This is a genomic window from Streptomyces malaysiensis subsp. samsunensis (genome assembly GCF_024519315.1).
Lineage (GTDB): Bacteria > Actinomycetota > Actinomycetes > Streptomycetales > Streptomycetaceae > Streptomyces > Streptomyces malaysiensis.
The window spans coordinates 188,161-213,437 of the sequence record NZ_JANIIC010000006.1 but is presented as its reverse complement, the minus strand read 5'-3'; the positions used below and the strand labels follow the sequence as shown (position 1 = coordinate 213,437).

The 25,277-nt window shown below is 70.7% G+C and carries 26 protein-coding genes and 2 pseudogenes; 12 read left to right on the top strand and 16 right to left on the bottom strand.

What is annotated here, in order from left to right; all coding sequences use genetic code 11:
* The 3 genes from NQU54_RS08080 to NQU54_RS08070 all read right to left on the bottom strand — a co-directional run bounded on the left by NQU54_RS08080 (window position 1) and on the right by NQU54_RS08070 (window position 1,948).
* Window positions 1-603: a DJ-1/PfpI family protein gene (locus NQU54_RS08080; RefSeq protein WP_257630457.1), complete on the bottom strand. Its 603-nt coding sequence runs from the start codon at window positions 601-603 to the stop codon at window positions 1-3.
* Between the two features lie 116 nt (window positions 604-719).
* Entirely contained in the window at window positions 720-1,142 is a 423-nt protein-coding gene (locus tag NQU54_RS08075; protein ID WP_099016090.1) for a tautomerase family protein, read from the bottom strand.
* Window positions 1,143-1,246: 104 nt separating this feature from the next.
* Window positions 1,247-1,948, bottom strand: a complete 702-nt coding sequence (locus NQU54_RS08070) for an SDR family oxidoreductase (RefSeq protein ID WP_257630456.1) — start codon at window positions 1,946-1,948, stop codon at window positions 1,247-1,249.
* Window positions 1,949-2,128: 180 nt separating this feature from the next.
* Here NQU54_RS08070 and NQU54_RS08065 point away from each other — a divergent pair, with 180 nt between their 5' ends.
* On the top strand, window positions 2,129-2,758 hold the full coding sequence (locus NQU54_RS08065; protein ID WP_257630455.1) for a TetR/AcrR family transcriptional regulator: 630 nt from the start codon (window positions 2,129-2,131) through the stop codon (window positions 2,756-2,758).
* Window positions 2,759-2,826: 68 nt separating this feature from the next.
* Here NQU54_RS08065 and NQU54_RS08060 read toward each other — a convergent pair whose 3' ends face one another.
* The 5 genes from NQU54_RS08060 to NQU54_RS08040 form a co-directional block, all read right to left on the bottom strand.
* On the bottom strand, window positions 2,827-3,837 hold the full coding sequence (locus NQU54_RS08060; protein ID WP_257630454.1) for a PfkB family carbohydrate kinase: 1,011 nt from the start codon (window positions 3,835-3,837) through the stop codon (window positions 2,827-2,829).
* Window positions 3,834-5,327 carry a purine-cytosine permease family protein gene (locus tag NQU54_RS08055; protein WP_257630453.1) on the bottom strand — a complete coding sequence of 498 codons (1,494 nt, stop codon included), beginning with the start codon at window positions 5,325-5,327 and terminating at the stop codon, window positions 3,834-3,836. Before NQU54_RS08055 ends, NQU54_RS08060 begins: the two co-directional genes overlap by 4 nt.
* 61 nt (window positions 5,328-5,388) lie before the next feature.
* The gene (locus NQU54_RS08050; protein WP_257630452.1) at window positions 5,389-6,399 is read right to left on the bottom strand and encodes an ADP-ribosylglycohydrolase family protein; all 1,011 of its coding nucleotides are present in this window, start codon (window positions 6,397-6,399) and stop codon (window positions 5,389-5,391) included.
* A 211-nt stretch (window positions 6,400-6,610) separates the two neighbouring features.
* On the bottom strand, window positions 6,611-7,327 hold the full coding sequence (locus NQU54_RS08045; protein ID WP_069874924.1) for a GntR family transcriptional regulator: 717 nt from the start codon (window positions 7,325-7,327) through the stop codon (window positions 6,611-6,613).
* A 144-nt stretch (window positions 7,328-7,471) separates the two neighbouring features.
* Entirely contained in the window at window positions 7,472-8,206 is a 735-nt protein-coding gene (locus tag NQU54_RS08040) for an alpha/beta fold hydrolase (protein ID WP_257630451.1), read from the bottom strand.
* A 63-nt stretch (window positions 8,207-8,269) separates the two neighbouring features.
* On the opposite strand from NQU54_RS08040, the gene NQU54_RS08035 reads away from it, so the two are divergent.
* Window positions 8,270-9,370 (top strand): helix-turn-helix transcriptional regulator, encoded by a 1,101-nt coding sequence (locus NQU54_RS08035; RefSeq protein ID WP_257630450.1) that lies wholly within the window; start codon window positions 8,270-8,272, stop codon window positions 9,368-9,370.
* A 43-nt stretch (window positions 9,371-9,413) separates the two neighbouring features.
* On the opposite strand, the gene NQU54_RS08030 is transcribed toward NQU54_RS08035, so the two are convergent.
* Window positions 9,414-10,391, bottom strand: coding sequence for a D-cysteine desulfhydrase family protein (locus tag NQU54_RS08030; protein ID WP_257630449.1), 978 nt, complete (start codon window positions 10,389-10,391; stop codon window positions 9,414-9,416).
* A 55-nt stretch (window positions 10,392-10,446) separates the two neighbouring features.
* A complete protein-coding gene (locus NQU54_RS08025; RefSeq protein ID WP_257630448.1) occupies window positions 10,447-10,872 on the bottom strand; it encodes a winged helix-turn-helix transcriptional regulator in 426 nt (141 codons plus the stop codon).
* Here NQU54_RS08025 and NQU54_RS08020 point away from each other — a divergent pair.
* The gene (locus NQU54_RS08020; RefSeq protein WP_257630447.1) at window positions 10,801-11,157 is read left to right on the top strand and encodes a nuclear transport factor 2 family protein; all 357 of its coding nucleotides are present in this window, start codon (window positions 10,801-10,803) and stop codon (window positions 11,155-11,157) included. The genes NQU54_RS08025 and NQU54_RS08020 overlap by 72 nt on opposite strands.
* On the opposite strand, the gene NQU54_RS08015 is transcribed toward NQU54_RS08020, so the two are convergent.
* Together NQU54_RS08015 and ndhL are read right to left on the bottom strand one after the other, a co-directional pair.
* Window positions 11,144-12,151: a 2-hydroxyacid dehydrogenase gene (locus tag NQU54_RS08015; RefSeq protein WP_257630446.1), complete on the bottom strand. Its 1,008-nt coding sequence runs from the start codon at window positions 12,149-12,151 to the stop codon at window positions 11,144-11,146. The genes NQU54_RS08020 and NQU54_RS08015 overlap by 14 nt on opposite strands.
* A 58-nt stretch (window positions 12,152-12,209) precedes the next feature.
* Window positions 12,210-12,425 (bottom strand): NAD(P)H-quinone oxidoreductase subunit L, encoded by a 216-nt coding sequence (gene ndhL, locus NQU54_RS50005; protein WP_351373636.1) that lies wholly within the window; start codon window positions 12,423-12,425, stop codon window positions 12,210-12,212.
* Here ndhL and NQU54_RS08010 point away from each other — a divergent pair.
* The 6 genes from NQU54_RS08010 to NQU54_RS07985 are packed head-to-tail and all read left to right on the top strand — an operon-like array spanning window position 12,344 to window position 18,699.
* Complete coding sequence (locus NQU54_RS08010; RefSeq protein ID WP_257630445.1) at window positions 12,344-14,005, top strand: ABC transporter substrate-binding protein; 1,662 nt, start codon at window positions 12,344-12,346, stop codon at window positions 14,003-14,005. The genes ndhL and NQU54_RS08010 overlap by 82 nt on opposite strands.
* Before the next feature lies 1 nt (window position 14,006).
* Window positions 14,007-14,936 carry an ABC transporter permease gene (locus NQU54_RS08005; RefSeq protein WP_257630444.1) on the top strand — a complete coding sequence of 310 codons (930 nt, stop codon included), beginning with the start codon at window positions 14,007-14,009 and terminating at the stop codon, window positions 14,934-14,936.
* Window positions 14,937-14,950: 14 nt separating this feature from the next.
* A complete protein-coding gene (locus tag NQU54_RS08000; RefSeq protein WP_257630443.1) occupies window positions 14,951-15,925 on the top strand; it encodes an ABC transporter permease in 975 nt (324 codons plus the stop codon).
* The gene (locus tag NQU54_RS07995) at window positions 15,922-16,935 is read left to right on the top strand and encodes an ABC transporter ATP-binding protein (protein WP_257630442.1); all 1,014 of its coding nucleotides are present in this window, start codon (window positions 15,922-15,924) and stop codon (window positions 16,933-16,935) included. The genes NQU54_RS08000 and NQU54_RS07995 overlap by 4 nt, the downstream gene beginning before the upstream one ends.
* Window positions 16,928-17,986, top strand: coding sequence for an ABC transporter ATP-binding protein (locus NQU54_RS07990; RefSeq protein WP_257630441.1), 1,059 nt, complete (start codon window positions 16,928-16,930; stop codon window positions 17,984-17,986). The genes NQU54_RS07995 and NQU54_RS07990 overlap by 8 nt, the downstream gene beginning before the upstream one ends.
* Entirely contained in the window at window positions 17,983-18,699 is a 717-nt protein-coding gene (locus NQU54_RS07985) for a sulfite exporter TauE/SafE family protein (RefSeq protein WP_257630440.1), read from the top strand. The genes NQU54_RS07990 and NQU54_RS07985 overlap by 4 nt, the downstream gene beginning before the upstream one ends.
* 150 nt (window positions 18,700-18,849) lie before the next feature.
* On the opposite strand, the pseudogene NQU54_RS07980 reads toward NQU54_RS07985, so the two are convergent.
* Window positions 18,850-19,203, bottom strand: a pseudogene (locus NQU54_RS07980) (helix-turn-helix domain-containing protein); the annotation flags it as partial.
* 110 nt (window positions 19,204-19,313) lie between these two features.
* Between NQU54_RS07980 and NQU54_RS07975 the strand changes: the two are divergent.
* Window positions 19,314-20,492 carry a phytanoyl-CoA dioxygenase family protein gene (locus NQU54_RS07975; protein ID WP_257630439.1) on the top strand — a complete coding sequence of 393 codons (1,179 nt, stop codon included), beginning with the start codon at window positions 19,314-19,316 and terminating at the stop codon, window positions 20,490-20,492.
* Window positions 20,493-20,508: 16 nt separating this feature from the next.
* Window positions 20,509-21,174, top strand: a pseudogene (locus NQU54_RS07970) (SDR family oxidoreductase); the annotation flags it as partial.
* A gap of 5 nt (window positions 21,175-21,179) precedes the next feature.
* On the opposite strand, the gene NQU54_RS07965 reads toward NQU54_RS07970, so the two are convergent.
* The 3 genes from NQU54_RS07965 to NQU54_RS07955 all read right to left on the bottom strand — a co-directional run bounded on the left by NQU54_RS07965 (window position 21,180) and on the right by NQU54_RS07955 (window position 23,478).
* Window positions 21,180-21,611 (bottom strand): ATP-binding protein, encoded by a 432-nt coding sequence (locus NQU54_RS07965; protein ID WP_257630438.1) that lies wholly within the window; start codon window positions 21,609-21,611, stop codon window positions 21,180-21,182.
* Window positions 21,612-21,670: 59 nt separating this feature from the next.
* Window positions 21,671-22,636, bottom strand: coding sequence for a phosphotriesterase family protein (locus NQU54_RS07960; RefSeq protein ID WP_257630437.1), 966 nt, complete (start codon window positions 22,634-22,636; stop codon window positions 21,671-21,673).
* A gap of 68 nt (window positions 22,637-22,704) precedes the next feature.
* Window positions 22,705-23,478 carry an alpha/beta fold hydrolase gene (locus NQU54_RS07955; protein WP_257630436.1) on the bottom strand — a complete coding sequence of 258 codons (774 nt, stop codon included), beginning with the start codon at window positions 23,476-23,478 and terminating at the stop codon, window positions 22,705-22,707.
* A 512-nt stretch (window positions 23,479-23,990) separates the two neighbouring features.
* Between NQU54_RS07955 and NQU54_RS07950 the strand changes: the two genes are divergently transcribed.
* Window positions 23,991-25,274 (top strand): sigma-54-dependent transcriptional regulator family protein, encoded by a 1,284-nt coding sequence (locus NQU54_RS07950; protein ID WP_257630435.1) that lies wholly within the window; start codon window positions 23,991-23,993, stop codon window positions 25,272-25,274.
* Window positions 25,275-25,277: the final 3 nt, after the last annotated feature.

Here is a 25,277-nt window from a genome sequence, read left to right as displayed (position 1 = left end):
TCACACCGGCGGCTGCGGGTCGTACTGGATGCCACGCCGCACCTGACGTGCGCGCTCCGGCGACACCAGCCTGGCCACCAGGTGCAGGGCCATGTCGATACCGGCCGAGATCCCCGCGGAGGTGATCATGTCGCCGTCGTCCACGAACCGCTCATCGGGCCGCACATCGATCGACGGGTCGAGCTCCGCGAGCCGGTCCAGCGACGCCCAGTGCGTGGTCGCGGGCCGCCCGGCCAGCAGTCCGGCCGCCGCGTAGACCAGCGAACCCGTGCACACGCTCGTCATCAGGGGAACCGATCGCCGCTGGGAGCGGACCCACTCCAGGTGCTGGTCGTCCTCGAGCTGAGGACGGGTCCCCCGGCCGCCGGGGTGCAGCAGCACATCCAGCCCCGGCAGGTCGGCCATCGCGTGATGCGCCTCGACGGTGAGCCCCTTCGCACAGGCCACGGGCTTGCCGTCGGCGGAGAAGCAGAACACCTGCCAGCCGTCCTCGGGGAAGGTGCGCGTCCAGTACGACAGCACCTCCCATGGACCGATGGCATCGAGCTCCTCCACATCCGGGAACAGCAGGATCCCGATCTTTCGCGTGTCTTCCTGGGCCATGCCACGATCCAATCAGACCCGTGCCCCGCCCGGCCACGGGTTTCGCGGCGGCGCGGCCGCCGGTCGCCGTCGGCAGCCCCGCACTGCCGTGCGCGGTCCCGGCCGGTGGCCGCCGGTCAGTACGCCACTGGACGGTTCTCGCTCACCCAGAGCCGCTCCGCCTCACTGCCCGCGGGAGGAGGCCACATCCCGTCGATCATCCACTGGTCCCGGGGTGTCTCATCGATGTGGAACTCGCAGTGCAGCCCGCGGTCCAGGGTGTGGGGGGCCAGCAGGCGGTTGAGCGCCTCGGCGCTCTTCCTCCTCCTGTCGGGGTCCGTCAGGTGGCGGGCGATGTGCTCGATCACGACCCGGACGGTGTTGTCCGACGGCTCCCCGCCGACCAGGAACGAGGACTCGGGGATGTCGTGGAAGAGGGTGACGACGTAGAACTTCGGCAGTCCGGCCCGGGTGTAGAACTCCGTGACGTCCGCGGCGAATTGGCGCTTCTGCTCCGCGGAGTAGGCGTCGACCGGATGGTAGACGTGCCAGAGGGGCATTGCTCTCTTCTCCTTTGAAGACCTTTGAAGACCGACGAAGTCGAACGGTGGTGACGAGCTGCGGCGATGAGCTGGGGTGACGAGCGGCTGTCCGCCGCGGCCGGTCAGCGCCCGATGGAAACCGTGAGACCCTCCACCGGCCCGGCGAGCGCCGCCTTCATCTGCCTGGTCACATCGTCCACGAGCACCTCGCTGGCGCCGTTCTCGACACCGTCCAGGACCGCCTCGGCGACCTCCCTGGGAGCGATCTTCTGGGCCCGGATTTCGGTGGTCATATCGGTGTCGGCGAAGCCGAGGTGCACGCCGACCACCTGGGTCCCCTGCCCCGCCAGCTCGATCCGGAGAGAGTTGGTGATCGACCACAGGGCGGCCTTGGAGGCGCCGTAGGCAGCCGCGCCGGCGCCCCAGGACAGCACGGAGTGCATATCGACCAGCGTGCCGCCGCCATTCGCCGACAGGACCGGGGCGAAGTCGCGTGCCACCCGAAGGGGCCCGAAGACATTCGTCTCGAACGTCGCCACCACATCGGCCATGTCCGCCTTCAGCAGCGGCGCGGGCAACACCACGCCCGCGTTGTTGATGACGATGTTCACATCCGTGGCCCGGGCGGCGAGCGCTGCCACCGCGTCCGCGTCGTTCACATCGAGGGAAACGGCCTCGACCCGCGGGTCCTCACCGGGGCCGGGCTTGCGGGCGGTCGCATAGACCTTCGCCGCTCCGCGCCGCAGCAGTGCGTCCACGAATGCCTTGCCGATGCCACGTTGGCCTCCGGTCACCAGCACCACGGAACCATCGATCGCCACCATGTCGGACCTCCTTGTCGAATCGCGCGCTCGAACCGGCAGGGGCGGCCCATGAGGCCAGGACCCAGCGGCGCGTCTAAAATAGATTATTAGCATCATCTAAAAGGAGCCGCAAATATCATCGACGCGGTACCGGCAGCCGGTACCCGAGTCCGGCATCACAAGCAGAAGGAAGTACCGACCATGCCCCGAGCATCCCGAGCCGAGGCCGAGCGCCATCGCGAGCAGGTGATCACGGCCACCTCGAAGCTGGTACGCACCCACGGCACCGACAAGGTGAGCGTTCCGCAGGCGATGGCGGCGGCGGGTCTGACCCACGGCGGGTTCTACCGCCACTTCGCCTCGAAGGACGATCTGATCGCCCAGGCGTGCTCGGCCGCGTTCGCCGAACGCCTCGCGGCCATGGAGGAACCCCCCGAGGGCGAGGACACCGGGGGCACCCGGACCGCTTTCCTCACCGGCTATCTCTCCGCCCGGCACCGCGACAACCCCGGGCTGGGGTGCGCCGCGGCGGCACTGGCGGTGGACGCCGCACGCGCGGAGCCCGGTGACCCGCTGAAAGAGGCGTTCGCCGAGGGTATGCGCAACCTGATCGGCGGGATGCAGCGCAACGCGAGGAGGTCCGGCGGCACCGCGGCCGACGAGGAGTCCGTTCTCGTCGAGCTGTCCACCATGCTCGGGGCGCTGGTCCTGTCACGGGCCTGCGCGGGCGACGATCTGTCGGACCGCATCCTGACCGCGGCGCGCGACCGTGTCCTCGGCGGACATGAGGACACCCCCGACACGAAGGACTCGTCCGGAACCGACGGGTGAAGCGCCTTCGCGTCAGGGGTTCGCACTCACCTGGCGCCCGCCTCGTGACGGGCCCGGCCGAGGGCGGGCTACCGCCCGAGCGCCGAGGTCAGCCGGGCCGCGAGCGGCTCACCGGCCAGGAACTCCAGCAGCTCATCAAGGGTCGGCCCGGTGGCGGGGCCGTGCCGGGTGACCGCGAAGGCGGCCGCGGCGTTGGCGCCCCGTACGGCGGTGGTCAGGTCCAGCCCCCGGCCGAGGAGCGCCAGGAACGCTCCCGTATGGGCGTCGCCCGCGCCGTTGCTGTCCACCGCGGTCACCCGGCGGCCGGGGACGTGTGTGGCCTCACCGCCGGGCGGGACCACCCAGCAGCCGTCCGCGTCGGCCCGCAGGAGCACCCCGGTGCGCGGGCCCAGCCGGGCGGCGAGCGCGGCCGCGGCCTCCCGGGCGTCGTCCCGGCACGTCAGCAGCCGCCCCTCACGCTGGTTGCAGCTGACCCAGTCGCAGCGCGCCAGCACGGGTGCCAGCACCTCTTCCGGGATCTGGTCGGCCAGGGGTCCCGGGTCGAGGAAGACCCGGATGTGCTCCGGCAGCCGCGCCACGAGCGAGGCCAGCACCGGGCCGTTGACCGGATAGGCGAGCCCGTATCCGGAGATCTGCACCAGGTCGCCGGGGCGCAGCGCGGCGAGCACGGCCGCCGCGTGGGCCTCGGTCAGCCGGGCCTCCGCGCCGAGGCTGGTGGCGAAGGTGCGCTCGCCACCGCCGTCGACGAAGGCCACGCAGAATCCGGTGTCCTCCTCCGCGAGCGGGGCCAGCACCACCTCGACGCCCTCCCGGGCGAGGTCCGCCCGCACCCGGTCGCCGAACGGCCCGGTGCCATGGGCGCCCGCGTACACGGCCGGCAGGCCCAGGCGGCGGGCGGCGGTGAGGACGTTGAATCCGCCACCGGTGGTGAGGGTGGTGTCCTCGGAGAGGATGTCACCGCCGCGTTCGGGCAGTGCGGGCACCCGCATCACCAGGTCCACGATGGCGTTGCCGAGCAGGACCAGCCGGCCGCCCATGGCCTCGCCCGAGGCGCCCTGGACGCCGTCGTGGCCGCTCATGAGAGCTCCTGTGCGGCCGGGGCGGGCAGCACCTGCTGCTGGGGGGCCTGCCCGGACGCCTCGTCGCGGACGGTGCCGTCGAACCGGCGCAGCACGGCGTAGACGGCGGCCGCGAGCAGCAGGGTCACCACCCAGCCCAGCCCGTTGGAGCCGATCCAGCTGTGGGCGAGCGGTCCGGAGAACCACACATCGGTCGCGCTGGTGCTGGCCTCGGTGAACAGCAGGCCCACCACGATGGCCGCCGCCCAGGCGATCATCGCGGCCCAGGCGATCCCGCCCCGGAACCAGTAGCGGCTGGACCGGCCGACGTCCATCAGGGCCGCGCCGTCGTAGGACCGGCGGAGTATCAGGTCGACCGCGAAGACGCCCACCCAGGCGTTGATGGGGACGGCGAGGAGGGTGAGGAAGGTGATGAACGGGCCGTAGAAGTCCTTGGCGATGAGGATGAAGTAGATCCCGCCCGCGAAGGTGACGACCACGTCCAGGCCGACCGCGAGGGTGCGCCGGACCCGGATGCCCAGGGTGATCATGGTGAGTCCGGCCGAGTAGACCGACAGGTGGTTGGAGAGCAGCAGTCCGCCGAACGCGGCGATCAGATACGGGATGGACATCCACGAGGGCAGCATCGTGTTGATCGCCGAGACGGGGTCCGAGGCGGAGGCCAGGCTGGGCTCGCCCGCCGCGAGGAGTGAGCCCAGCGAGATCAGCACGACCAGCGGGATACCGGCGCCGAAGGCGGAAGCGGCCACCAGCCTGCCGCCGGGAATCCGGCGGGGCAGATAACGGGCGTAGTCGGCGCCGGTGTTGGCCCAGCCGATCCCGGTACCGGCGGCGATCATCCCGACGCCCACGACCATCGAGCTCACCGGCCCGACCTGGGCGTGGAAGACCTTGTCCCAGTCCACGGTGGTCGCGAGAAAGGCGATCACGACCAGGTTGAGCAGGCCGAAGAGATAGCTGGCCCATCTGTTGATCCACATGATGGTGGCATGGCCCAGGCCACTGATCAGCAGGGTGCAGCCGATGAAGACCAGCAGACACACCACGGTGAGGACGGTATTCCGCCGGATGCCGAAGGCGGCGTCGAGCAGTGCCAGCAGGGCGAAGGCGGCCGTGGTGGTGTTGATGGTCTCCCAGCCGAGCCGGCTCAGCCAGGTGACCAGCGTGGGACCGGCGTTGCCGCGGACCCCGAACACCGCGCGGGAGAGGGTGAGTGCGGGCGCCCCGCCCCGCTTCCCGGCGATGCTGAGGGCGCCCACCAGGGCGAAGGAGCCGAAGGAGCCGAGAATGGCCACGACGGCCGCCTGCCAGATGTTCAGGCCGCGGAAGCTGACCAGCGCCGCGCCGAGCGGCAGGCCGAGGATGCTGATGTTCGCGGCGAACCAGGTCCAGAACATCTGGTTCGCCCGGCCGTGGCGCTCGGCGTCCGGGACCGGCTCGATGCCTCGGGTCTCCACGGTTCCGACGCGTTCGTTCTCTGAAGCCGCCATGGTGGTACCTGTCTTTCTGTCCGGGGGCGCTCCGGTGCGGATGTGGGGTCGGGCGTGGGGGTCACTGGGCCGTGCTGCCGGCGCGGAGCGCGAGCAGGGACTTGGCCAGGGGTTCCAGGTCGAGGCCGTTGACCGAGCGCACGGTGGCGAGGGCCTCGTCGGGCAGGGCGGAGGCCCCGCTGACGGCACCGGCGACGGCACCGGCCATCGCGCCGATGGTGTCGCAGTCACCGCCGAGGTTGGCCGCCAGCAGGCAGGCCCGCCATGGCTCGCCCTCGGCGAGGGCCAGCACGGCGAAGGCGGCGGGAACCGACTCCTGGCTGGCGACACTGGTGCCGACCAGGTCGCAGACGCGGTCCAGGGCCTGCCGCTCGGGCAGCCCGCGGACCAGCTCCACGGCCCAGCCGATACGGGCGGCGATATCGGCGCCGGCGACCCAGTGGCCGCGCTCGGCACCGGCCTTGGCCGCCGTGATCGCCGCGCCGATGGCGTCCTCCAGGTCGCCGCCGTCGATGCCACGGCTCACCGCGGCGGCCACGGCGGCCGCGGAGGCGATGCCGATGGAGGTGTCATGGGTGACCTGGCACGCCTCCGCGACCCGGTCGAGGAAGGGCTCCAGCGGTGTGTCGGGGAAGGCGACGCCGACGGGGGTGATCCGCATCGCCGCGCCGTTGGTGGCACCGGACTTGCCCGCCTCCTCCGGCGGTACGCCGCGGGAGACGGCCTCCAGGGCGGCCTTGGTGGAGGGGCCGAGCAGGTCGAAGGAGCCCTTGGCCTTCATGGCGCGCTCCCACTCCAGGAGCTCGTGCGCGAGCCGCAGCGGCTCGATCCGCCCGCCGGACCCGGTCAGCAGCCGCCCGACGATAACGGCCTGGTCGGTGTCGTCGGTGACCGAACCGGCGGGCATTCCGGCGCTCACCGGGTTGTCCTCCGGGCCGGGTTCGAAACCGGTGACGGTGCCGAAGCGGGCGACGATGGACCGCCGGGACATGATCTGGGTGGGCATACCGAGGGCGTCGCCCATCGCCAGGCCGTAGAGAGCGCCGAGCGCGCGGTCGTGCTGGTGGTTCATTCGGTCTTCCTGTCAGTGCGCGGAGGTCAGTGCGCGGAGGCGGTACGTCGGGCATGGGCGGGCGCTGCCGCGTGCGGTCTCATCGGGGTTGCCCCATGGGGACCACCGCTCGGGGCCGCGCCATGCGGGCGGGCTGCCTCGTCGGAGCCGCTCGGGACCGCCTCGTCGGAGCTGTTCGGGGCTGCCTCGTCGGGGCCCGTTCGGCGCCGCCTCATTGGGGCTGTTCGCCGAAGCCGAGGTGCAGCTGGAAGCGGGCGGGGTCCAGCAGGCTGGTCACCTGCTCGACGATCTGGCCATCCGCCCCGCGGCTGACCCGGCGGGTGTTGAGCCAGACCTCCCCCTCCTGGCGGCGGAGCAGGGTCGCCTCGTCGGCGGCCAGTTGCCGCACGGACGCCCACTCGTCCCCGTGCGTGGCGCGGATGCCGGCCGCGGCGAGGGTCTTGGTCAGCGAACCGTCGAGGAGCCCGCCGAGCGGGATGTCGGCGAGGGCCGCGACCATCGGAACCCTGCTGCGCTCCAGCGCGACCGGAGTGCCCTCCGGCAGCACACGCAACCGGTCCAGCGCCATGAACTCGGCGCCCTCGATGCCGAGTTCCCCGGCCAGCCGGGCATCGCGCACCGCTTCGAGACGGAGGACCTCGGTGGTGACCTGAGCGCCCTGGTCGGCGAGCGCCCTGGTCCACCCCAGGCGGTTGTCCAGCAGTCCGCCGTCGAAGGTGACGAACGAGCCGACGCCCGCGTGCGTGGAGATCAGCCCCTGTTTGCTGAGCTCGTCCAGCGCCTGGCGAACGGTGGCCCTGCTGACCGCGAAGCGCCGGGTGAGCGCGTGTTCGCCGGGCAGCCTGCTGCCCGGCTCCAGGGCGCCGCTGTGGATCTCGCGGGCCAGGACACGGGCGATGCGCTGATGCTTGAGGACCTGTTTAGGCATGTCCGGACGTTAGCCATACATGTTCAGTCCTGTCTAGAGTCGAACGCAGGCGAATCTGGAAGCGATCACTCTTGGGCCGGGAAAGACCACACGGCCCGCCGTGCGGCGGGCCGTGTGGTCAGGGGCCGACGGCCGGGGTGCTCGTCAGGCCGCCTCGTGCAGGATCGCCGCCAGTTCGGCGGGCCGGTCGAACATGGGCCAGTGCCAGCCGAGCAGCTCCCGGTACGCCCAGCCCTCGGTCGCCATATGACGGAAGGCCGGAACGGTGGCGATCCGCTTTTGGACCTCCTCCACCGGGAAGCTGCACAGCACATGCAGCCGGGGCAGCTTCTCCCACGCCTCGGTCAGCCGGACCGGGGTGGTGGCGGTGGCCCACGGCTGCGGCGCCGACAGCCGCACCAGCCGTTCGAGCGTGTCGCCGGGCAGCCCGGCCACATCGGAGGCCAGCTGCCGCCACGGCGGTGGCGGCAGCCGCCAGCCGTCTCCCTCGGTACGGACCAGCTCGGCGTTGCGCGTCCGCTCCTCCGGCGGGACGAACTCGCTGTGGGACATCCCGTCCGGCAGCGGTCCGCTGTCGATGAACACCAGCCGATTGATCCGCTCCGGCATCCGGTCCGCGACGCTCGGGATCACCACCGCACCGGCATAGCTGTGCCCGACCAGCACCACATCGTGCAGGTCCTCGTAATGGATCAGGTTGAGCACATCGGTGATGTGTGTCTCCAGGTCGGTGTCGGGCCGGGCCAGATGCGCCCGCTCGCCCGTCCCGGTCAGGCTGAGCGCGTGGACATCGTGCCCGCGGCCGCGCAGATCGTCCGCCACCGGGCGCCAGGCCCAGGCCCCGAGCCAGAACCCGGGAAGGAGTACGTAAGTCGCCATGGCCCGAACGCTAGAAGGGATACCGGACAGCATCCGCCCGGTATTCGCGGGATACTTCCGGGCATGAACCGACCCACCGCCCGAGTGCTCGCCCTGCTGGAGATCCTCCAGGCCGGCGGCACCCGCACCGTGGCCGACCTGGCCGACCGGCTCGGCGTGGACGAGCGCACCGTCCGGCGCTACGTCGGCCACCTGATCGACCTGGACGTCCCGGTCCGGTCGGTGCGCGGCCGCTACGGCGGCTACCGGCTCGCCCCCGGCTTCCGGATGCCCCCGCTGATGCTCACTGACGAGGAGGCGCTGGCCGTACTGCTCGGCCTGGTCGCGGGCCGCCGGGCCGGGCTGGTGACCACGTCCGTCGCGGCGGCGGAGAGCGCCGCGGCCAAGGTGCGCCGGGTGCTGCCCGAGGCGCTCGGCCGCCGCCTGGACGCGCTGCTGGCCACCGCCGACTTCACCGCCCCGGCCCGCCCCATGGCCGTCCCGGAGACGAGCGTGCTGCTGATGCTCGCGGAGGCCGCGCGGAACCGCCGGCCCGTCGCCATCGGCTACACCGCCTGGAAGGGGCGGCGCAGCGAACGCACCGTGCATCCGTACGGGATCGTCGCGCACTCCGGGCGCTGGTACGTGACGGGGGCGGACTCGGACAGCGGCGAGGTCCGCACGTTCCGGCTGGACCGGATCGAGACCGCGACGGCGCTGCCGGGGTCGTTCGATGTGCCCGAGGGGTTCGACCCGGCCGGGCGGGTGCTGTCCGGGCTCGCCGGAGTGCCCTATCTGCACGAGGTGTCGCTGCGGGTCCAGGGCACGGTCGAGCAGGTCCGCCACCGGCTCCCGCCCGGACTCGCCACCGTGCGGGAGCTCACGGACGCCCCGGCGCGGGACGCCGGGGCGGAGGCGGGTGGGGAGTTGGCGAAGACGGCCGGGCCATCAGCCGCCTCCCGGGAGGAGGAAGGCGGCAGATGGGTGCGGGTCCGGCTTCGGGCCGAGCGGCTGGAGTGGGTACCCTCCGTACTCGCCTGGCTGGACCTCCCGTTCGTGATCGAGTATCCGGACGCCCTGCGCGACCATGTGCACACCCTGGCCCGCCGCCTCGCCACCTGCGCCGACGCGGTCGCCGACACCGCGGAGGGAACGGTCGCCGACACCACGGAAGGAACGGAGTGACCTCCGCACCACAGAGGCCGACCGGCCGCGGCCGGGGCGGCGCTCAGCCGCGGGGCCGCCGTACGGCGCTGTCGGCCACGGCGGAACGCGCCCGCTCCAGCGCCTCGGGGTGCCCGAACAGACCGGGCAGACCGCCGGTGTGCAGGAAGACCGTGCGCTGTCCGGGCCGCACCTGGCCATCGCGGACGGCCGCGATGAGACCGGCCAGGGCGCGCCCGGTGTAGACGGGGTCGAGGACGATGCCCTCGGTGCGGGCCGCCGTGGTGATGGCGTCCATGACCGGTTCGGTGAGCGCGGAGTAGCCGGGGCCGACCTGGTCCAGGCGCAGCCGCAGGGACGTGGCCACGGGCCGTCCGGCCAGTCCATCGACCAGGTGTCCTACGGTGCGTTCGGGATCGGCGACGGCCCCGCAGTGCACCCCGAGCACCCGCTCGGCGCCGAGGGCGTGGACAAGACCGGCCATGGTGCCGCCGGATCCGACCGCCACGACCGCCGTGGACAGATCCGGGGCCTGCTCCAGGAGCTCCGCCCCCGCCTCGGCGTAGCCCCGGGCGCCCAGCACGCTGGATCCGCCGAAGGGGATCACCGCGGGCCGGGCGCCCCGCTCGCGCAGTTCCCCGGCCACGTCCTCCACGGCGGCCGCGAGTTCCGCCTCGTTCACCTCCCCCGCCCATACGACGCGGGCGCCGAAGAGGCCGTCGAGCACGATGTTGCCGGTCATCCCCTCACTGGGCGCACCGGCGAGGACGAGGACCACGTCCATGCCCAGCCGTGCCCCGGCCGCGGCCGTCAGACGCGCGTGGTTGCTCTGCGCGGCTCCGCTGGTCACCAGCGTGGTGGCGCCTTCGGCGCGGGCGGCACCGGCGGTCCACTCCAGCTTGCGGACCTTGTTGCCCCCGCCGCCCAGCCCGATCAGATCGTCACGCTTGACCCACAGATCACCGGGCTCCAGCCCGATCGCACGGGCCAGCCGTGGCGCGGCCTCCAGCGGGGTGGGCCGGCTCATCAGCTTGATGTCCATCGTGCTTCCTCTCTCCGGGCACTGACTACTGAAGTGGCATCCAGATGGAACCGGATCAGCCCCCCGACGCCGGATCGACCATGAAGTCCACGTCGGCGTACGGCACCTCCCGGCCCTCCTCGTCGACGAACCCGACGCCCACCGCCTCACCGGTGGAGCGCACGCGGCGGAGGGCCGAGGGGCCCGACGGGCGGGGGCGGTGGCGGTCGGCCCACTGCTGAAGCGCGGCCAGCACGATCCGCAGCTCCTCCCCGGCCGGTCTCAAGTGGTAGCTCAGCCGATGTCTGCTGCCCGGCTCCTGATAGGTCCGCGTACGCAACACCCCGGCCTCCACGAGCAGTTTGAGCCGGGCACTGAGCAGGTTCGGCGCGACGCCGAGCGACGACTGGATCTCGGCGAATCTGTGCCCATGACCGACAACACCACGCTCTTCGCCGCCACCGATCTGCCCGACGTCGTCAAGCGGTATCTGACGGCGCACAACGAGCACGATGTGAAGGCGGCCTCAGCCTCGCTGACGCCGGACGCGACGGTCGTCGACGGCGGCCACACCTACGAGGGGATCCCGGCCATCGAGCGATGGCTGGACCGCGCCGTCTCCGAGTACACCTACACCACCGCATTCCTCGGGGCCGAGCAGGACGGCCCGGACCGCTGCACCGTCACCCAGCGGCTGGAGGGGAACTTCCCCGGTGGCACCGTCGACCTTCGCTATCGCTTCACCCTGGACCAGGGCCTGATCAGCCACCTCATCATCGCCCCCTGACCACATTGCCGAGGGGGCTCCCCGCCGCCAGGCGGTTGATATTGGCCGCGATGTCCACGGCCCGGGCGGCGAAGGTCTCCTCGGTGTGACCCGAATTGTGCGGTGTCATCACCACATTGGGCAGGGTGTGGAACGGCAGGCCGCTCGGCGCGAGCGGAGGACCCGACCACCACACATCGAGGGCGGCACCGGCGATGGTGCCGGCCGAAAGCGCCTCGTACAGCGCCTCCTCCTGTACGACCGGGCCACGGGCGACATTGACGAGGAGTGAGTGCGGGCCCATCGCGGCCAGTTCGGCCGGGCCGATCAGCCCGCGGGTCGCGGGGCTCAGCGGAACGGTGACCACGACGATGTCGGAGTCCGCTAGCAGATCCGGGAGCCGCTCCGTGCCACCCACCCAGTCGGGGCGCAGATCGTCCGGCAGCGGGGCCGATGGATCGCGGCGCACGGCCCGCACCCCCAGGCCGACCGCCTGGCACAGCCGGCCGATCTCCCTCCCCGTCTCGCCGAAGCCGATGACTCCGACCCGGCGGCCCCGCAGGGTGTCCCCGAAGGGCAGCGTGGAATCGACGGCCACGTTGCGCCACCGCCCGGCACGCAGCTCCCGATCGGCCGCGAGCACACGCCGGGACAGCATCAGAACGCACATCAGGACGTGTTCGGCGATGGACTTGCCGTGGTGATGGGTGTTGGCCACGATCACATCCGGCCCCAGCGCCTCCAGGGGGATGCCGTCGTAGCCCGCGCCGACGACATGCACGAGGCGCAGCCGCCGGGCGCGCCGCGCATGGTCCTCGGCGAGCTGTGAGCCCACGTACACATCGACGGAGGCGATGGCGTCGGAGATCCGCGCCGCGTCCCAGTCCGAGGCGTCCAGCCACTCGTGCGGCCCCTCGATCCGCGCCCGCAACCGCTCCGTGAACCTGCTCAGGATCCGGTGGTTGAGCATGATGCGCAGCGCGCGGTCACCATCGGGGGCAGCCGTCCTGACCATGTCCACCGTCCTCATATATAGCCGCTGTCTTCATTTGTGCATGTGATCCTTGAGGCTGTCAATGCTCGGCCTGTTCCGGCCGCGGCGCTCCCCATCTGCGTCTGTTGTCAGATCTCTTGACGCCCCGGCACCTCAGGTTTAGCTTCGGCGTCCACAAATGCAGACCGGGTACGCAAGTGTAGACAACACCATATGTCGACCGTCGTTCTCGGGCGGCAACCCGCCAGCACCCTCGGAGATACGCCGACGATGAAGTCCTCCGTACCCTCCACACCCTCCGGCCCGCGCCCCGAACGGGGTCGGGCCCGTACCGTTCTCGCCCTTCTGGCCTCGGTCACGATGCTGCTGACCAGCGCGTGCGCCGTGGCGAACAGTGACACGGCGGGTGATGCCGGCAGTGCGGACGGCCGCACCCTGCGTGTGGTCCTCACCCAGGAACCCCCGACGCTGGAGCCCTGCGAGTCATCGCTGACCGCGACCGGTGTCGTGGTCCGCTCCAACATCACCGAACCGCTGGTCGAACGGGACCCCACCTCGGGCAGGCTCCAGCCGCTGCTGGCCACCGGCTGGCGGCAGACGAAGCCCAGGACATGGACCTTCGACATCCGCTCCGGTGTGAACTTCCAGAACGGGCGGCCGTTCACGGCGAAGGACGCCGCCTTCTCCATCGACCGCGCCGTCAACTCCGATCTCGCCTGCAACGTGGAGGGCTATGTCTTCGGCGACGAGAAGCTCGATGTGCGCGCTGTCAGCCCCACCCGGCTGACCGTCACCACCGAGAAGACCGACCCCATCCTCCCGCTGCGGCTCAGCTTCGTCGAGATCGTGCCGCACACCACCAGCACCGAGGCCAAGGTGCGCATCCCGGTCGGGACCGGCCCCTACGCCGTCAAGGCATGGCAGACCGGTGTCTCCATCTCCCTCGCCCGCAACGACGACTACTGGGGGAAGGCGCCCGCCTACCCCCGGGCCAGATACGTCTGGCGCAGCGACGCCAGCGTCCGGGCCGCGATGATCGACAAGGGCGAGGCCGATATCGCGACGGCGCTGGACCACACCAGCGCCGACCAGGGCAACACCGTGGCCTACCCCAACAACGAGACCACCGCCCTGCGGCTGGACGGCCGCGAGGCGCCGCTCAACGACATCCGGGTGCGCAAGGCGATCGGCCTGGCCGTCGACCGCGAGGGCATCATCGAGGCTCTTCTCGGCGGACTGGCCAAGCCCGCCGCACAACTCGTCCCGCCCGGTGTGGTGGGCCACAACGACGACCTCGCCCCCGCCCCGTACAAAGTGGCCGCCGCCCGCGCGCTGGTGAAACAGGCGGCCGCCGACGGCGTCCCGGTACACCGGCGGATCACCCTCGTGGCGCGCAACGGCATGTTCGCCGGGATCGCGGAAGTGGCCGAGGCGCTTCAGTACGAGATGGCGAAGGTGGGGCTGAACGTGCGGATACGCATGGCGGACACCGCCACCCATCTCCAGTACCAGCTGCGCCCGCTGCCCCGTGGCGTCGGGCCGATCGCGCTGCTGATCATGCACGGCAACCAGGCCGGGGACGCGGCCTTCACCACGAGTCAGTACCTGCAAAGCGACGGCCCCCAGTCCACGTTCGGCACCAAGGAGCTCGACCGGCGCATCGCCGCGGCGGACGCGCTGTCCGGCAAGGCCCGGCAGAAGGCGTTCGCCGAAGTGCTCTCCTACCAGAACAAGACGGTTGTGCAGTACGCCTACCTGGCCCATATGCGCGGGCTGCTCGGGCTGTCGCCGAAGGTGCGCTACCGGCCGGACTCGGCCACCGGGGACGAGATGCGGCTGGCCGAGGTCAGCCCCGCGACGGCACGGGGGCACTGATATGACGTCCTTCCTGCGCAAGCGCATCGTCTCCAGTGCGATCCCGCTGGTGTTCGTGGTGCTGGGCGTGTTCTGCCTGGCCCGGCTGACCGGCAACCCCGTCGACCTCTACCTGCCGCTGAGCGCCACTGCCCAGCAGCGCGCGGAATTCTCCGCCGCCCACGGCTTCGACGACTCCATTCCGGCGCAGCTGTGGGACTACCTCACCAACGCCGCCCAACTCGACTTCGGCACATCGCTGCGCACCGGGGAGTCGGCCGGGTCGATGGTGCTCAAGGCGTTCCCCGTCACGCTCCAACTCGCCGGGATGACCATGCTCCTGGCGATCCTCGGCGCCCTGCTGGTCGGCAGCCTGGCCGCCTACCGGCCCAACTCGGTCATCGACCGGATCGCGGGGCTGCTGTCGATGACCGCGGCCAGCATCCCCGACTTCTGGTTCGCCATCGTGGGTGTGCTGGTCTTCGGCGTGGGTCTGGACTGGCTGCCGACCTCCGGCACCCTGGGCGGCCCGGAGATCTGGGTGCTGCCCATCGCCACCCTGCTGATCCGCCCGTTCGGCGTGCTGGTGCAGGTGGTGCGCGGCAGCATGGTCGGCGCGCTGTCCGCGCCTTACGTCAAGGTCGCGCGCAGCAAGGGCGCCGACCCCAAGCGCGTGGTGTTCGGGCACGCCCTGCGCAACTCCATCACGCCCGTGCTGACCGTGGCCGGGGATCTCACCGTCGGTCTGGTCAACGGCGCGGTGGTCGTGGAGACGATCTTCGGCTGGCCCGGGATCGGCAAGCTCATGATCGACTCGATTTTGCAGCGCGACTTCGCGGTGTTGCAGGCCGCCGTCCTGCTCACGGCGGTGACCATCTTCGCGCTGAACATCCTCGTCGATGTCTGCCACGCCCTGATCGACCCCCGAGTGCGCCAGGCGGTGCCGGCGTGAGCGAAGGAGCCACCATGACCGACCCCGCCGCCGACTCCGCGGACCGCTCGTCCGGCGCGGCCGCCGCCCCGCCGCGCACCCGTCCGCCCCGCTGGTGGCTGCTGCTCGGCCGGGACCGGGCCGCGGCCGTGGCGGCCGTCATCCTCGCCGTGGTGTTCCTCGTGGCGCTGTTCGGCCGGCTGTTCATCGGGGACCGGGCCGTACGGCAGGACCTCCGCGCCTCGTTGCGCCCGCCCTCCCTCGACCACGGCTTCTACGGGCTGCTCGGCACCGATGTGCTGGGGCGCAGCGTGCTGGCCCGGCTGGTGGACGCCGCCGGGACGACGCTGTCCGTCGCGGTGCCCGCGGTGCTGTGCTCGCTGCTGATCGGCTCGGCGCTGGGGCTGTGGGCCGGATACCACGGGGGCCTGCGCGAGAACGTGGCGATGCGTGTCGCCGATGTCATCCTCAGCTTCCCGTCCCTGCTGATCGCGGTGGTGGTGCTGTATGTCTTCGCGCCCAGCGCGATGAACATCGTGCTGATCCTCGCCATCGCACGCGTCCCGGTCTATCTGCGCACCGCCCGCGCGGAGTCGGCCGAGCTGAGGAGCCGTCTGTTCGTCGACGCGGCCCGGACCTTCGGCACCCCGAGCCGGAACATCATCATCAGGCACATTCTGCCGATCGCGCTGCCGACGCTGCTGACCGTGGCCACGCTCGACTTCTGTTTCGTCATGCTGACCGAGTCCAGCCTGAGCTTCCTCGGCATCGGCATCCAGCCCCCCGATGTGAGCTGGGGGCTGATGGTGGCCCAAGGGCGCCAGTACCTTCAGACGGCCTGGTGGATCGCCGTGCTGCCGGGTGTCGCGATCGTGCTCACCACGGTGTCGGCCACGGTGCTCGCCGCCTGGGTCCGCCTGGCCACCGACCCCGCCCAGCGCTGGCGTCTGACGCTGCCCAGGAAGCGGCGCGGCGACCGGGCCGCCGTCCCCTCGGAGATGATCGCGTGAAGTCCTCCACCCTGCCCTCGCCCGCCAAGACCGGCGGTCCCGCACTCGAGGTCGAGGGGCTCTGTGTCGATCTGCGCACCCCCTCGGGCACCGTACGCGCCGTGGACGGCGTCGGCTTCAGCGTGCGCAAGGGGCGCACCCTGGCGCTGCTGGGCGAGTCCGGCTGCGGGAAGTCGATGACCGCGCTGTCCATCGCCGGGCTGCTGGATCCGACGGCCGAGGTGACCGGCGGCTCCGTGAAGGTGGCCGGTACCGATGTGCTGCGGCTGGGCCGAGCGGGCCGCAGAAAGCTCGCGGGCCCCGTGCTGTCGATCGTGTTCCAGGACGCGCTGACCGCGCTCAACCCGGTACAGCCGGTCGGCAGACAACTCGCCGAGCCGTTCCGCATCCACCGCGGGCTGTCGCGGCGCGATGCCCGGGAGAAGGCGGTCGAGCTGATGACCCGCGTCGGCATCCCCGAGCCGCGGCTGCGGGCCCGTGCGTATCCGCATCAGTTCTCCGGCGGTATGCGCCAGCGGCTGCTGATCGCGATGGCCGTCGCGCTGGACCCCGATGTGCTGATCGCCGACGAGCCCACGACCGCGCTCGACGTCACCGTGCAGGCGCAGATCATGCGGCTGCTGCGGGACCTCCAGACCGAACGGGACATGGCGCTCGTGCTGATCACCCACGATCTGGCGGTGGTCGCCCAGCGCGCGGACGATGTCGTGGTCATGTACGCGGGCAATGTGGTGGAGACCGGCCCTGTGGCGGAGGTCTTCTCTCGCCCCCGTCACCCGTACACCAAGGGGTTGCTCGACTCGGTCCCCGAACACGCCGTCAGAGGCCGCCCGTTGCCCGCCGTACCGGGGAGCCCGCCCGAGCTGAGCGCGGTCCCGTCCGGCTGTGTCTTCCAGGCCAGATGTCCGCTGGCCGGGCAGCGCTGCGCCGGGGAACGTCCTCCTCTGCTGTCCGTCGGGGCCGCACGCTCGGCCGCCTGCCACTTCTCCGAGGAGCTCGACCGTGTCTGAGACGCCCCTCACCGCGACCGCCGCCGACCCGCGGGCCGACGGCTCGGCCACTCCCCCGCCACTGCTCGAAGTGCGCGGTGTGACCAAGTCGTTCGGTCATGGCCGCCGGCGCCTGACCGCGCTGGACGGAGTCGATGTACGGGTCGAGCGCGGGGAGACGCTCGGGCTGGTGGGCGAGTCCGGATGTGGCAAATCCACCCTGGCCAGAGTGGTGCTCGGTCTTGAGCGGCCGGACTCGGGCACCGTGCGCTTCGACGGCACCGATCCGTTCACCCTCAAGGGCAAGGAGCTGCCGGCCTGGCGGCGCCGGGTGCAGATGGTGTTCCAGGACCCCTTCGCCTCGCTCAACGCCCGGATGTCCGCGGCCGACCTCATCGGCGAGCCGTGGCGCACCCACCGCGACATCGTGCCCACGGCACCGGCGCGGGAGCGGCGGGTCCGTGAGCTGCTGTCCCTCGTCGGGCTGCGGGAGAGCGACGCCCACCGCTACCCGAACGAGTTCTCCGGCGGGCAGCGGCAGCGCATCGGCATCGCCCGCGCGCTGGCGCTCGACCCCGACCTCATCGTGTGCGACGAGCCGGTGTCGGCGCTGGACCTGTCGGTGCAGGCCCAAGTGCTCAATGTCCTCTCCGAGCTGCGGGAACGGCTCGGTGTCTCCTATGTCTTCATCTCCCATGACCTGTCCGTGGTCAGGCATGTCTCCGACCGGGTGACGGTGATGTACCTGGGCAAGGTCATCGAACACGGCCCCACCGAGGACGTCTTCGACCGCCCCCTGCATCCCTACACCGCCGCCCTGATGTCCGCCGCGCCCACACTCGACGTCTCCGGGCGGGAGCGGGACGAGGAGATCCAGCTGCGCGGGGAGATCCCGTCCCCGTACGACATCCCGTCGGGCTGCCGGTTCCGCACCCGCTGCTGGAAGAGCGAGGCCCGGTGCGCCGAAGTCGCTCCCCCGGTCGTCGTCCGCGACGGCACGGCGGACACCGGGCAGGAGCCGCATGAGGGTCTGTGCCACTTCCCGCTGGGCACCGGGCCGATGGAAGCATGAGCCCGCCGGAGTTCACCCTGCTCTTCGTCACGGTGGCGGTCGGGGCGCTGCTCCAGGTCTCCATCGGCTTCGGGCTCGGCCTGCTGGCCGCCCCGGTGATCGCGATATTCGATCCGTCGCTCACCCCGGTGGTGGTGCTGCTGCTCGCCACCGGGGTCACGGCCGCGGTGCTGGTCCTGGAGGGCGGACATCTGGACCTGCGGGGCGCGGGGTGGGCGCTGGCCGGCCGGCTGCCGGGCGCGGTGGGCGGCGCGGCGCTGGTCGCCGTGCTGCCCGCCCGGCACCTCGCCCTCCTGGTGGCGGCGGTCGTCCTCGCGGGTGTGGCGGTGAGCCTGCGCGGTTTCGTACCGGCGCCGAGACGGCGGTCGGTGCTGCTGGCCGGACTGGTGTCGGGGCTGATGGGCACGGCGACCTCCATCGGGGGGCCGCCGATGGCGATGGTCTGGCAGCGCCTGAGCGGACCGCGGCTGCGTGCCACGATGAGCGCGTTCTTCCTGGCCGGTTCGGTGATGAGTCTGGCCACCCTGGCGGCGACGGGGGCGGTGCACACATACAGCCTGTGCCACACCGTCCTGCTGGCCCCGGCCGCGGCGCTCGGGGTGCTGCTGGCCCGCCCGCTGTCGAGCAGACTGGACATGCGGCGCACCAGGGGCATCGCCATGGTGCTCGCGGTGGCGAGCGCGACCGTGCTGGTGATCCAGCAATTCGTCTGAGCCGGTTCTGTTGAGTCTCGCGGTGGGCCACTGATCGAGGGAGCGCAGAGGGCACCGGACCCCCGGCGTATCGGCTCTCAGCCCTCCGCTTCCACCGACCCGGCGCGGCGCTGTCCGGTGACCTTGGAGGAGGGCGGCCGCCCGGCCTTGGCCGCGGGCCGCGACGCGGTCCAGCGTGGCGATCAGCTCCTCCACCGGACCGGTCTCGCGGAAGTGGAAGCGCGACCGCATCACCGCCGGGCGCAGCGAGGGCAGCTCCGCCTCCAGGGCGGCGCGGACCGCCGAGGAGAAGCGCTCCGGCGCCCGCATCACGATGTCGATCATGAAGGTGCGGCCGCCGATGCGGACCTGGGTCCGCTGCCGGTCCAGGTCCTTGATCGCCTGGCGGACCTCGCGGATGGTGCTCTCGCGCACACCACCGCGGTCGTTCAGCACCCGGTCGACGGTGGCCTCGCTCAGGCCCGCCTGCCGGGCGATCTCCCGGATCGGATACGGATGGGCCATCGGTACGCCTCCCTGAGGGGTTTTTGATGGGTTGCTGAGGATTGCCCGATGCTCGGCCGATCACAACACTGACAGAAAGCCGCAGCCCACGGGAAGGATCGAAAAACATCATGTCCGTTGTCGCCCCGAGGTCCCAGACCTGGCTCAGTGCGGCCGACTGCGCCCTCGACACCTTCCGCGCCCTGGTCGAGCGGACCACCGACCCCGGCGACCACCCCGGCGCCGACGCCGTGGAGCAGAACGTGCCCGTCTACGACGGCGAGCGCCTGCGGGCCCGGGCCGCCACCGGGCCCGGCCGCCGGGAGGCGCAGGCGGAGCTGGTACACGCCCTGCTGGACGGCCCCGGCATCGTGGTGTTCAAGGGTGCCTTTCCGGACTCGTCGGTCCTCGGCCGGGCCACCGAGGCGTTCACGGCGCTGATCGAGGAGGAGCGGGCGGCGGGCACCGCCCGCGGTGACCACTTCGCCAAGCCCGGCGCCAACGACCGGGTCTGGAACGCGCTGGAGAAGCTGGCCCGCACCGCACCGGAGGTCTTCGCCGACTACTACGCCAATGACCTCATCGCCCTGGTCGCCACCGCCTGGCTGGGCCCCGGCTACCAGATCACCTCACAGATCAACCAGGTCAACCCGGGTGGCGCGGCCCAGAGCGTGCACCGCGACTATCACCTCGGCTTCCTCTCCGAGGCGCGGGCCGCGGCCTACCCCGCCCATGTCCACCGGCTCTCCCCCGCCCTGACCTTGCAGGGCGCGGTCGCCCACTGCGCCATGCCCGTCGAATCCGGTCCGACGCTCTATCTGCCGTACTCACAGACGTACGAACCCGGCTATCTGGCCTGGCGCCGCCCGGAGTTCATGGCCTACTTCGCCGAGCACCACGTCCAGCTGCCACTGGAGGCGGGCGACGCGGTCTTCTTCAACCCCGCGCTGTTCCACGCCGCCGGGCACAATCGCTCCGCGGACATCCGGCGGATGGCGAACCTGTTGCAGATCTCCTCCGCGTTCGGCCGAGCCATGGAGACCGTCGACCGCGAGGCGGTGGTCAACGCCGTCTTCCCGGTGCTGCGGCGGCGCAAGGCCGAAGGCGCCACCGAGGAGTGGCTGCACAACGTGGTCGCGGCCTGCGCCGAGGGCTACCCCTTCCCCACCAACCTGGACCTCGACCCGCCCGTGGACGGCCTGGCCCCGGACTCCCAGGCCGACCTCGTCCGGCGCGCCCTGGAGGGGGACCGGACCCCGGATGCCCTGCGCGCCGAGCTGCGGTCCGGCGCCGAGCGCCGCCAGAGCTGAAGGGGGCGGACCGTTCATGGGACTGCTGGAGGACAAGATCGTCCTGGTCAACGGCGGCAGCCAGGGAGTCGGCGCCGGTATCGTCCGCGCCGCCGTCCGCGAAGGGGCCACGGTGGCCTTCACCGGACGTCGCCCCGGCGTCGGTGAGCCGCTGGCGGAGGAGCTCACGGCCCAGGGGGCCACGGCCGCCTTCCTCCGCGCCGATCTGGCCGATCCCGCGCAGGCACGGGGCAGCGTGGAGCGGGTGGTGGCGGCCCACGGCAGGATCGACTGCCTGGTCAACTCCGCCGGGCTCACCTCGCGCGGCACACTGCTGGACACCACGCCCGACCTCTTCGACGCGCATATCGCGATCAACCTGCGCGCCCCGTTCTTCGCCATGCAGGCCGCCGTCGCCGACATGGTGGCCAGGAAGGCCCCGGGCACGATCGTCAACATCATCTCCAACTGCGCACACGGCGGATATCCGCACCTGACGCCGTACTCCGCGGCGAAGGCCGGGCTCGCGGGCCTGACCCGCAACGCCGCCCACGCCCACCGCTGGGACCGCGTCCGCGTCAACGGCCTCAACATCGGCTGGACCGGGACCGAGGGCGAGGACGCCGTCCAGCGCGCCTTCCACGGCGCCGGCGACGACTGGCGCGAGGAGGCCGCGGTGGCTCGATCGACGGCTCGGCCGGGCCTCGGTCACTCCGCCGGGCTGGTGCCGCGCAGTGCCAGTTCGAACCAGACGATCTTGCCGTCCCTGGTGGGGTCACTTCCCCAGGAATCAGTGAGCGCGTCCAGGAGCTCCAGGCCACGGCCGTTCTCGGCCTCGTCCCGCGCTGGGCTGTGGTGTGGCGCACGAGGGCTGGTGTCCTCGACTTCGCACCGCAGAGCGATCGGGTACCTGTAGAGGCTGAGCCGAATGGGGCCGGGGGCATGACGAACCGCATTGGTGACCGTCTCACTGACGAGCAGCCGCACAGTGGCTGTGAGACTCTCCAGTCCCCAGTCGCTCAGTTGCCCGGCCACAAGCCGCCGCGCCCGGGACGCGGAGAGAGATTCAGGACGAAGTGGCCAGGAGGCGACGGGCGCGGTGTTCGTGCTGTCTCCGAGGACGGGGTGAGTGGTGAACATGATCCGGTCGGTTCCGTTCCGTGCTCCGGGCCTCGTCGGCTGCCGAGCCCGAGGTGGCCTCAGCCGGCCAGGTACCGTCGGGGGTTGGCGACGAGAATGGTGTCGATGTCCTGTTCGCTCAGTCCGCGCTCCCGCAGAGCGGGGAGTACGTCTTCACTGATGTGGCGGTAGTTCCAGTTGGGCAGCATTTCCCGTTTGGCCGTGGGATCGCAGAAGTCGATGAAACAGGAGGCGTCGTGGGAGACCACGAGGCTTTCGACGAAGCCCCGGCGCACGAGTTCGGCGATGACATCGACGCGTCGGGCGAAGGGCAGAAACGGATCGAGTCCGAACCGGTCCATGCCGAGCAGAGAGCCCCGCTCCGCCAACCGTGTCAGGTAGTCGAGGTCGTCGGAGTCCCCCGAGTGACCGACGATCACCTTCGACAGGTCAACGCCTTCCTTCTCCAGGACGGCTTGTGCCACCAGGCCGGATCGGGTCACCGCGTTCGTGTGGACGGTGATCGGGGCTCCCGTCTCAACGCTCGCCTGTCCCACCGCCCGCATCGCGCGCTCGACTCCCGGTGTCAGTCCCGGCTCGTCGATAGCGCACTTCAGGAACCCGGCGCGAACGCCGGTATCCGCGATTCCGGTGGTGAGGTCCTTCACGAACAGTTCAGTCAGGGGCTCGGGCCTGTCGAACATGAGGCCGGGTCCCTGGTAGTGAAACTGGTGAGGGATGTCGTTGAAGGTGTAGAGCCCGGTTGCGACGACGATGTTGAGGTCGATCTGCTCCGCGATCCGTTGGATGCGAGGAATGTAACGTCCGAGGCCGAGGACCGTCGGGTCGAGGATGGTGTCGACCCCAAGACTCTTGAGCTCGCGCAGGTCCCGGACCGCTTCGCGGACCTTCTCCTCCTCGTCCCAGTCCAGTTGGTAGTTGTTGCGATACTCCTCGCCGAGCACAAAGACGTGTTCGTGTACGAGGGTCCTGCCGAGATCGCCGGGCCGTATCAGGCCGTTGGCGGTGGGGATTACTTTCGTCATGAGGTCACTTCTCTCGGTCTCGGTGCGCAGCGGGGCCGACCAATCGGCCCGGTGAAGGCGGAACCGGCTCAGCCATGTGCTCGCAGAAAGTCCAAGACTTTCGGAATCACGAAGTCAGGCCGTTCCAGCAGAGGGCTGTGTCCGACGGCCGGCACCATCACCAGTTCCGAGTCGGGCAGGCCATGTGCGAGTTCCTTGGCCCACTCCGGCGGCCGTGCGGGGCACTCCTCACCGCTGATGACCAGCGTCGGGACCCGCACGTCGGACAGGAGATTGGTGGCGCTTCCCCGCAACGCGACACCGGCCATAGCCGGCCTCAGGGCAGGGGAGAGCTCAGCCAGGCGATCCGTCCAGAAGGCGACTGTCTCCCTCATCTCGCTCGAGGCGCGCGTCGACGCCCCGAACATGACCTGTACAAGGAAGTCGAGCCGCTCGCCCGTGAAGCCGTTCCGGGTGACGTCCTCGATCCACGTCATGTACGCATCGAGCTTGTCGGCGGGTTCAGGCCTCGCGGAGGAGCCGAGGAAGATTATTGACTTCACGAGGTCGGGACGGTACGCGGCCAGCCGTACCGCGACGTCTCCGCCCATGGAGGAGACGAGCAGGTGAGCCCGGGAGACGCCGAGTCGATCAAGTAGGGCCGTGATGTCTCCGGCGCACTGCTCCATGGTGACGGCATCGCGCTCTGTTCCGGCGCTCCGGCCCTGACCGCGGAAGTCGGGGCGGATCAGCCTGACGGCGCCCGCGGCCGCTTCGGCGAAACCGTCGAACATCCGGTTGTCCAGGAAGAGTGAATGGAGACAGACGACCGGTTCCAGTGACGCCTCGCCGGTGTCGTCCACGTGCAGGGTGGTCCCTGCCACCTGGATCTGGTGGGCTGTGTTCATGGTGCGCTTCTTTCTGCGTGGAGAGTCGTTCTGCTGGGGTACTCGAAGAGTCACAAGCCGGACTCACGAAGGGGACATTGCGGAAGGCTCTTGCACGGGGCGCGGGTACCGAACCAGCCGACTGCCGTACCTCGGCTTGTCGCGGGGTGCTTCCGCAGTCGTCCGCCTCGGCTGAGGCGCCCGAGGTGCCACCGCGTCGGGCGGCAACCGACGTCTTCGTTGGGCTCAGCACGGTCCCATACCTTCCCGGAGCGCGGACTCCGAGATCCTCCGCTTGAAGCCGCAGCGCGTCGCCGGTGCGTCGCTCCGGCTCGGTCCCGATTCCGCTGGATGGCGAGACGTGGTATCCACCACACCGTTTTGAGTGTATGGTCGCGGTTAACCCCATGTCAATATATGCCATTGATTTCATATATTGAATTGCGCGGGCGAGGAGAGCGACTATGGGATCTTTCACAGGACGGGCGGTGCCCTCAGCCCCGGAACTGCGTGCCCTGCGCGATACATGGGCTTCCCACTGGGCGGCGTTCTTCGGGTCGGCTGGTGAGGGGGCTACGCCCGCACTGCCACGGGACATCCGCGACAGCTGGGGCCGCACCAAAGCGTTCGGCGCGCCGCTGACGACGACCGCCGCGGCGTACCGGCCGGCCACGAGTGACGCCGGCTCGGCGCTGCACAGGGCGGTCCGCCACCTGGAACCGCACATTCGCGCAGTGTCCGTGGAATCCGGCTACCTCATTGCGATCGCCGATGCGACAGGAACACTGATCCATACGTCGGCGGGCCGGGAGATGCTCAAACGAGCCGAGCGTGTGAACGCGGTACCCCTGAGCATCTGGGCAGAGCATGTGATGGGTACGAATGCCGTGAGCCTCGCACTGCGTACCGGTTGTCCCGCCCAGGTGTTCGCAACCCAGCACGCCGCTCGGGAACTCCACGACTGGACCTGTTGGGCAGTGCCCCTACGTGCCCGGGACACCGGTGCTCCGGGCGGGGTCGTGAACATTGCCGCTCCGTGGAACCACCATGTGCCGATGGGTGCGGCACTGGCGCGCAGCGTCGCGCTCATGGTCGAGGACGCTCAGGAAGCACCGACGGCCTCCGGCTCCGGAGAGCGGCCGAAGCTGGTCATACGCCTGCTGGGCCCTCCGGACGTGGTCCTGCGGGGAGCACCCGTTCCCGTCTCCCCGCGGCAGACGGAGATCGTCGCCATCCTCGCGACGAGGCCCGGCGGTGTCTCCCTCGAAGAGTTGCATAGTCACCTGTACGGCGACCGGCGCGTCGCTTTCACAACACTGCGGGCCGAGTTGTCGAAACTGCGGTCACTCCTGGGAGGTGACCTGCTGCTCGGTCGGCCGTACCGGCTGAACGCGGAGGTGGATCTCGACCTGTCCCGAGCACTCGGACACCTCGCGGCGGGTGAAACCGGTCAGGCCCTCGATCTGCTTCGTGGAGAGCCGCTGCCGGGCTCGGCCTCGCCGTACCTCCGGGAGATGTGCACCCATGTATGCGTCGCATTTCGTAATCGCCTGCTCCTGACAGGGTGCGCTGCCGACGCCCTTCGGTATGCCGGCATCTTCCCTTGGGACGAGGAGGTCCTTCGCACCGTGATGGAGCGCACTCCCCGGGAGGATCCGCTCTTCACCCTGCTGGCAGGACGCCTGGCCGCCTCGGTCTCCCCGGCACCAACATTTCGCCAACATCTCGGCCGTACGGTCGGCGCCCAAGACGCAATCGTGCTGTCGCGGTAAGGA

Bases quoted from the DNA above. Each gene is read 5' to 3' on its own strand.
- NQU54_RS08080 (WP_257630457.1), bottom strand. From the start codon at position 603: ATGGCCCAGGAAGACACGCGAAAGATCGGGATCCTGCTGTTCCCGGAT.
- NQU54_RS08075 (WP_099016090.1), bottom strand. From the start codon at position 1,142: ATGCCCCTCTGGCACGTCTACCATCCGGTCGACGCCTACTCCGCGGAG.
- NQU54_RS08070 (WP_257630456.1), bottom strand. From the start codon at position 1,948: ATGGTGGCGATCGATGGTTCCGTGGTGCTGGTGACCGGAGGCCAACGT.
- NQU54_RS08065 (WP_257630455.1), top strand. From the start codon at position 2,129: ATGCCCCGAGCATCCCGAGCCGAGGCCGAGCGCCATCGCGAGCAGGTG.
- NQU54_RS08060 (WP_257630454.1), bottom strand. From the start codon at position 3,837: ATGAGCGGCCACGACGGCGTCCAGGGCGCCTCGGGCGAGGCCATGGGC.
- NQU54_RS08055 (WP_257630453.1), bottom strand. From the start codon at position 5,327: ATGGCGGCTTCAGAGAACGAACGCGTCGGAACCGTGGAGACCCGAGGC.
- NQU54_RS08050 (WP_257630452.1), bottom strand. From the start codon at position 6,399: ATGAACCACCAGCACGACCGCGCGCTCGGCGCTCTCTACGGCCTGGCG.
- NQU54_RS08045 (WP_069874924.1), bottom strand. From the start codon at position 7,327: ATGCCTAAACAGGTCCTCAAGCATCAGCGCATCGCCCGTGTCCTGGCC.
- NQU54_RS08040 (WP_257630451.1), bottom strand. From the start codon at position 8,206: ATGGCGACTTACGTACTCCTTCCCGGGTTCTGGCTCGGGGCCTGGGCC.
- NQU54_RS08035 (WP_257630450.1), top strand. From the start codon at position 8,270: ATGAACCGACCCACCGCCCGAGTGCTCGCCCTGCTGGAGATCCTCCAG.
- NQU54_RS08030 (WP_257630449.1), bottom strand. From the start codon at position 10,391: ATGGACATCAAGCTGATGAGCCGGCCCACCCCGCTGGAGGCCGCGCCA.
- NQU54_RS08020 (WP_257630447.1), top strand. From the start codon at position 10,801: ATGACCGACAACACCACGCTCTTCGCCGCCACCGATCTGCCCGACGTC.
- NQU54_RS08015 (WP_257630446.1), bottom strand. From the start codon at position 12,151: ATGGTCAGGACGGCTGCCCCCGATGGTGACCGCGCGCTGCGCATCATG.
- NQU54_RS08010 (WP_257630445.1), top strand. From the start codon at position 12,344: ATGTCGACCGTCGTTCTCGGGCGGCAACCCGCCAGCACCCTCGGAGAT.
- NQU54_RS08005 (WP_257630444.1), top strand. From the start codon at position 14,007: ATGACGTCCTTCCTGCGCAAGCGCATCGTCTCCAGTGCGATCCCGCTG.
- NQU54_RS08000 (WP_257630443.1), top strand. From the start codon at position 14,951: ATGACCGACCCCGCCGCCGACTCCGCGGACCGCTCGTCCGGCGCGGCC.
- NQU54_RS07985 (WP_257630440.1), top strand. From the start codon at position 17,983: ATGAGCCCGCCGGAGTTCACCCTGCTCTTCGTCACGGTGGCGGTCGGG.
- NQU54_RS07975 (WP_257630439.1), top strand. From the start codon at position 19,314: ATGTCCGTTGTCGCCCCGAGGTCCCAGACCTGGCTCAGTGCGGCCGAC.
- NQU54_RS07965 (WP_257630438.1), bottom strand. From the start codon at position 21,611: ATGTTCACCACTCACCCCGTCCTCGGAGACAGCACGAACACCGCGCCC.
- NQU54_RS07960 (WP_257630437.1), bottom strand. From the start codon at position 22,636: ATGACGAAAGTAATCCCCACCGCCAACGGCCTGATACGGCCCGGCGAT.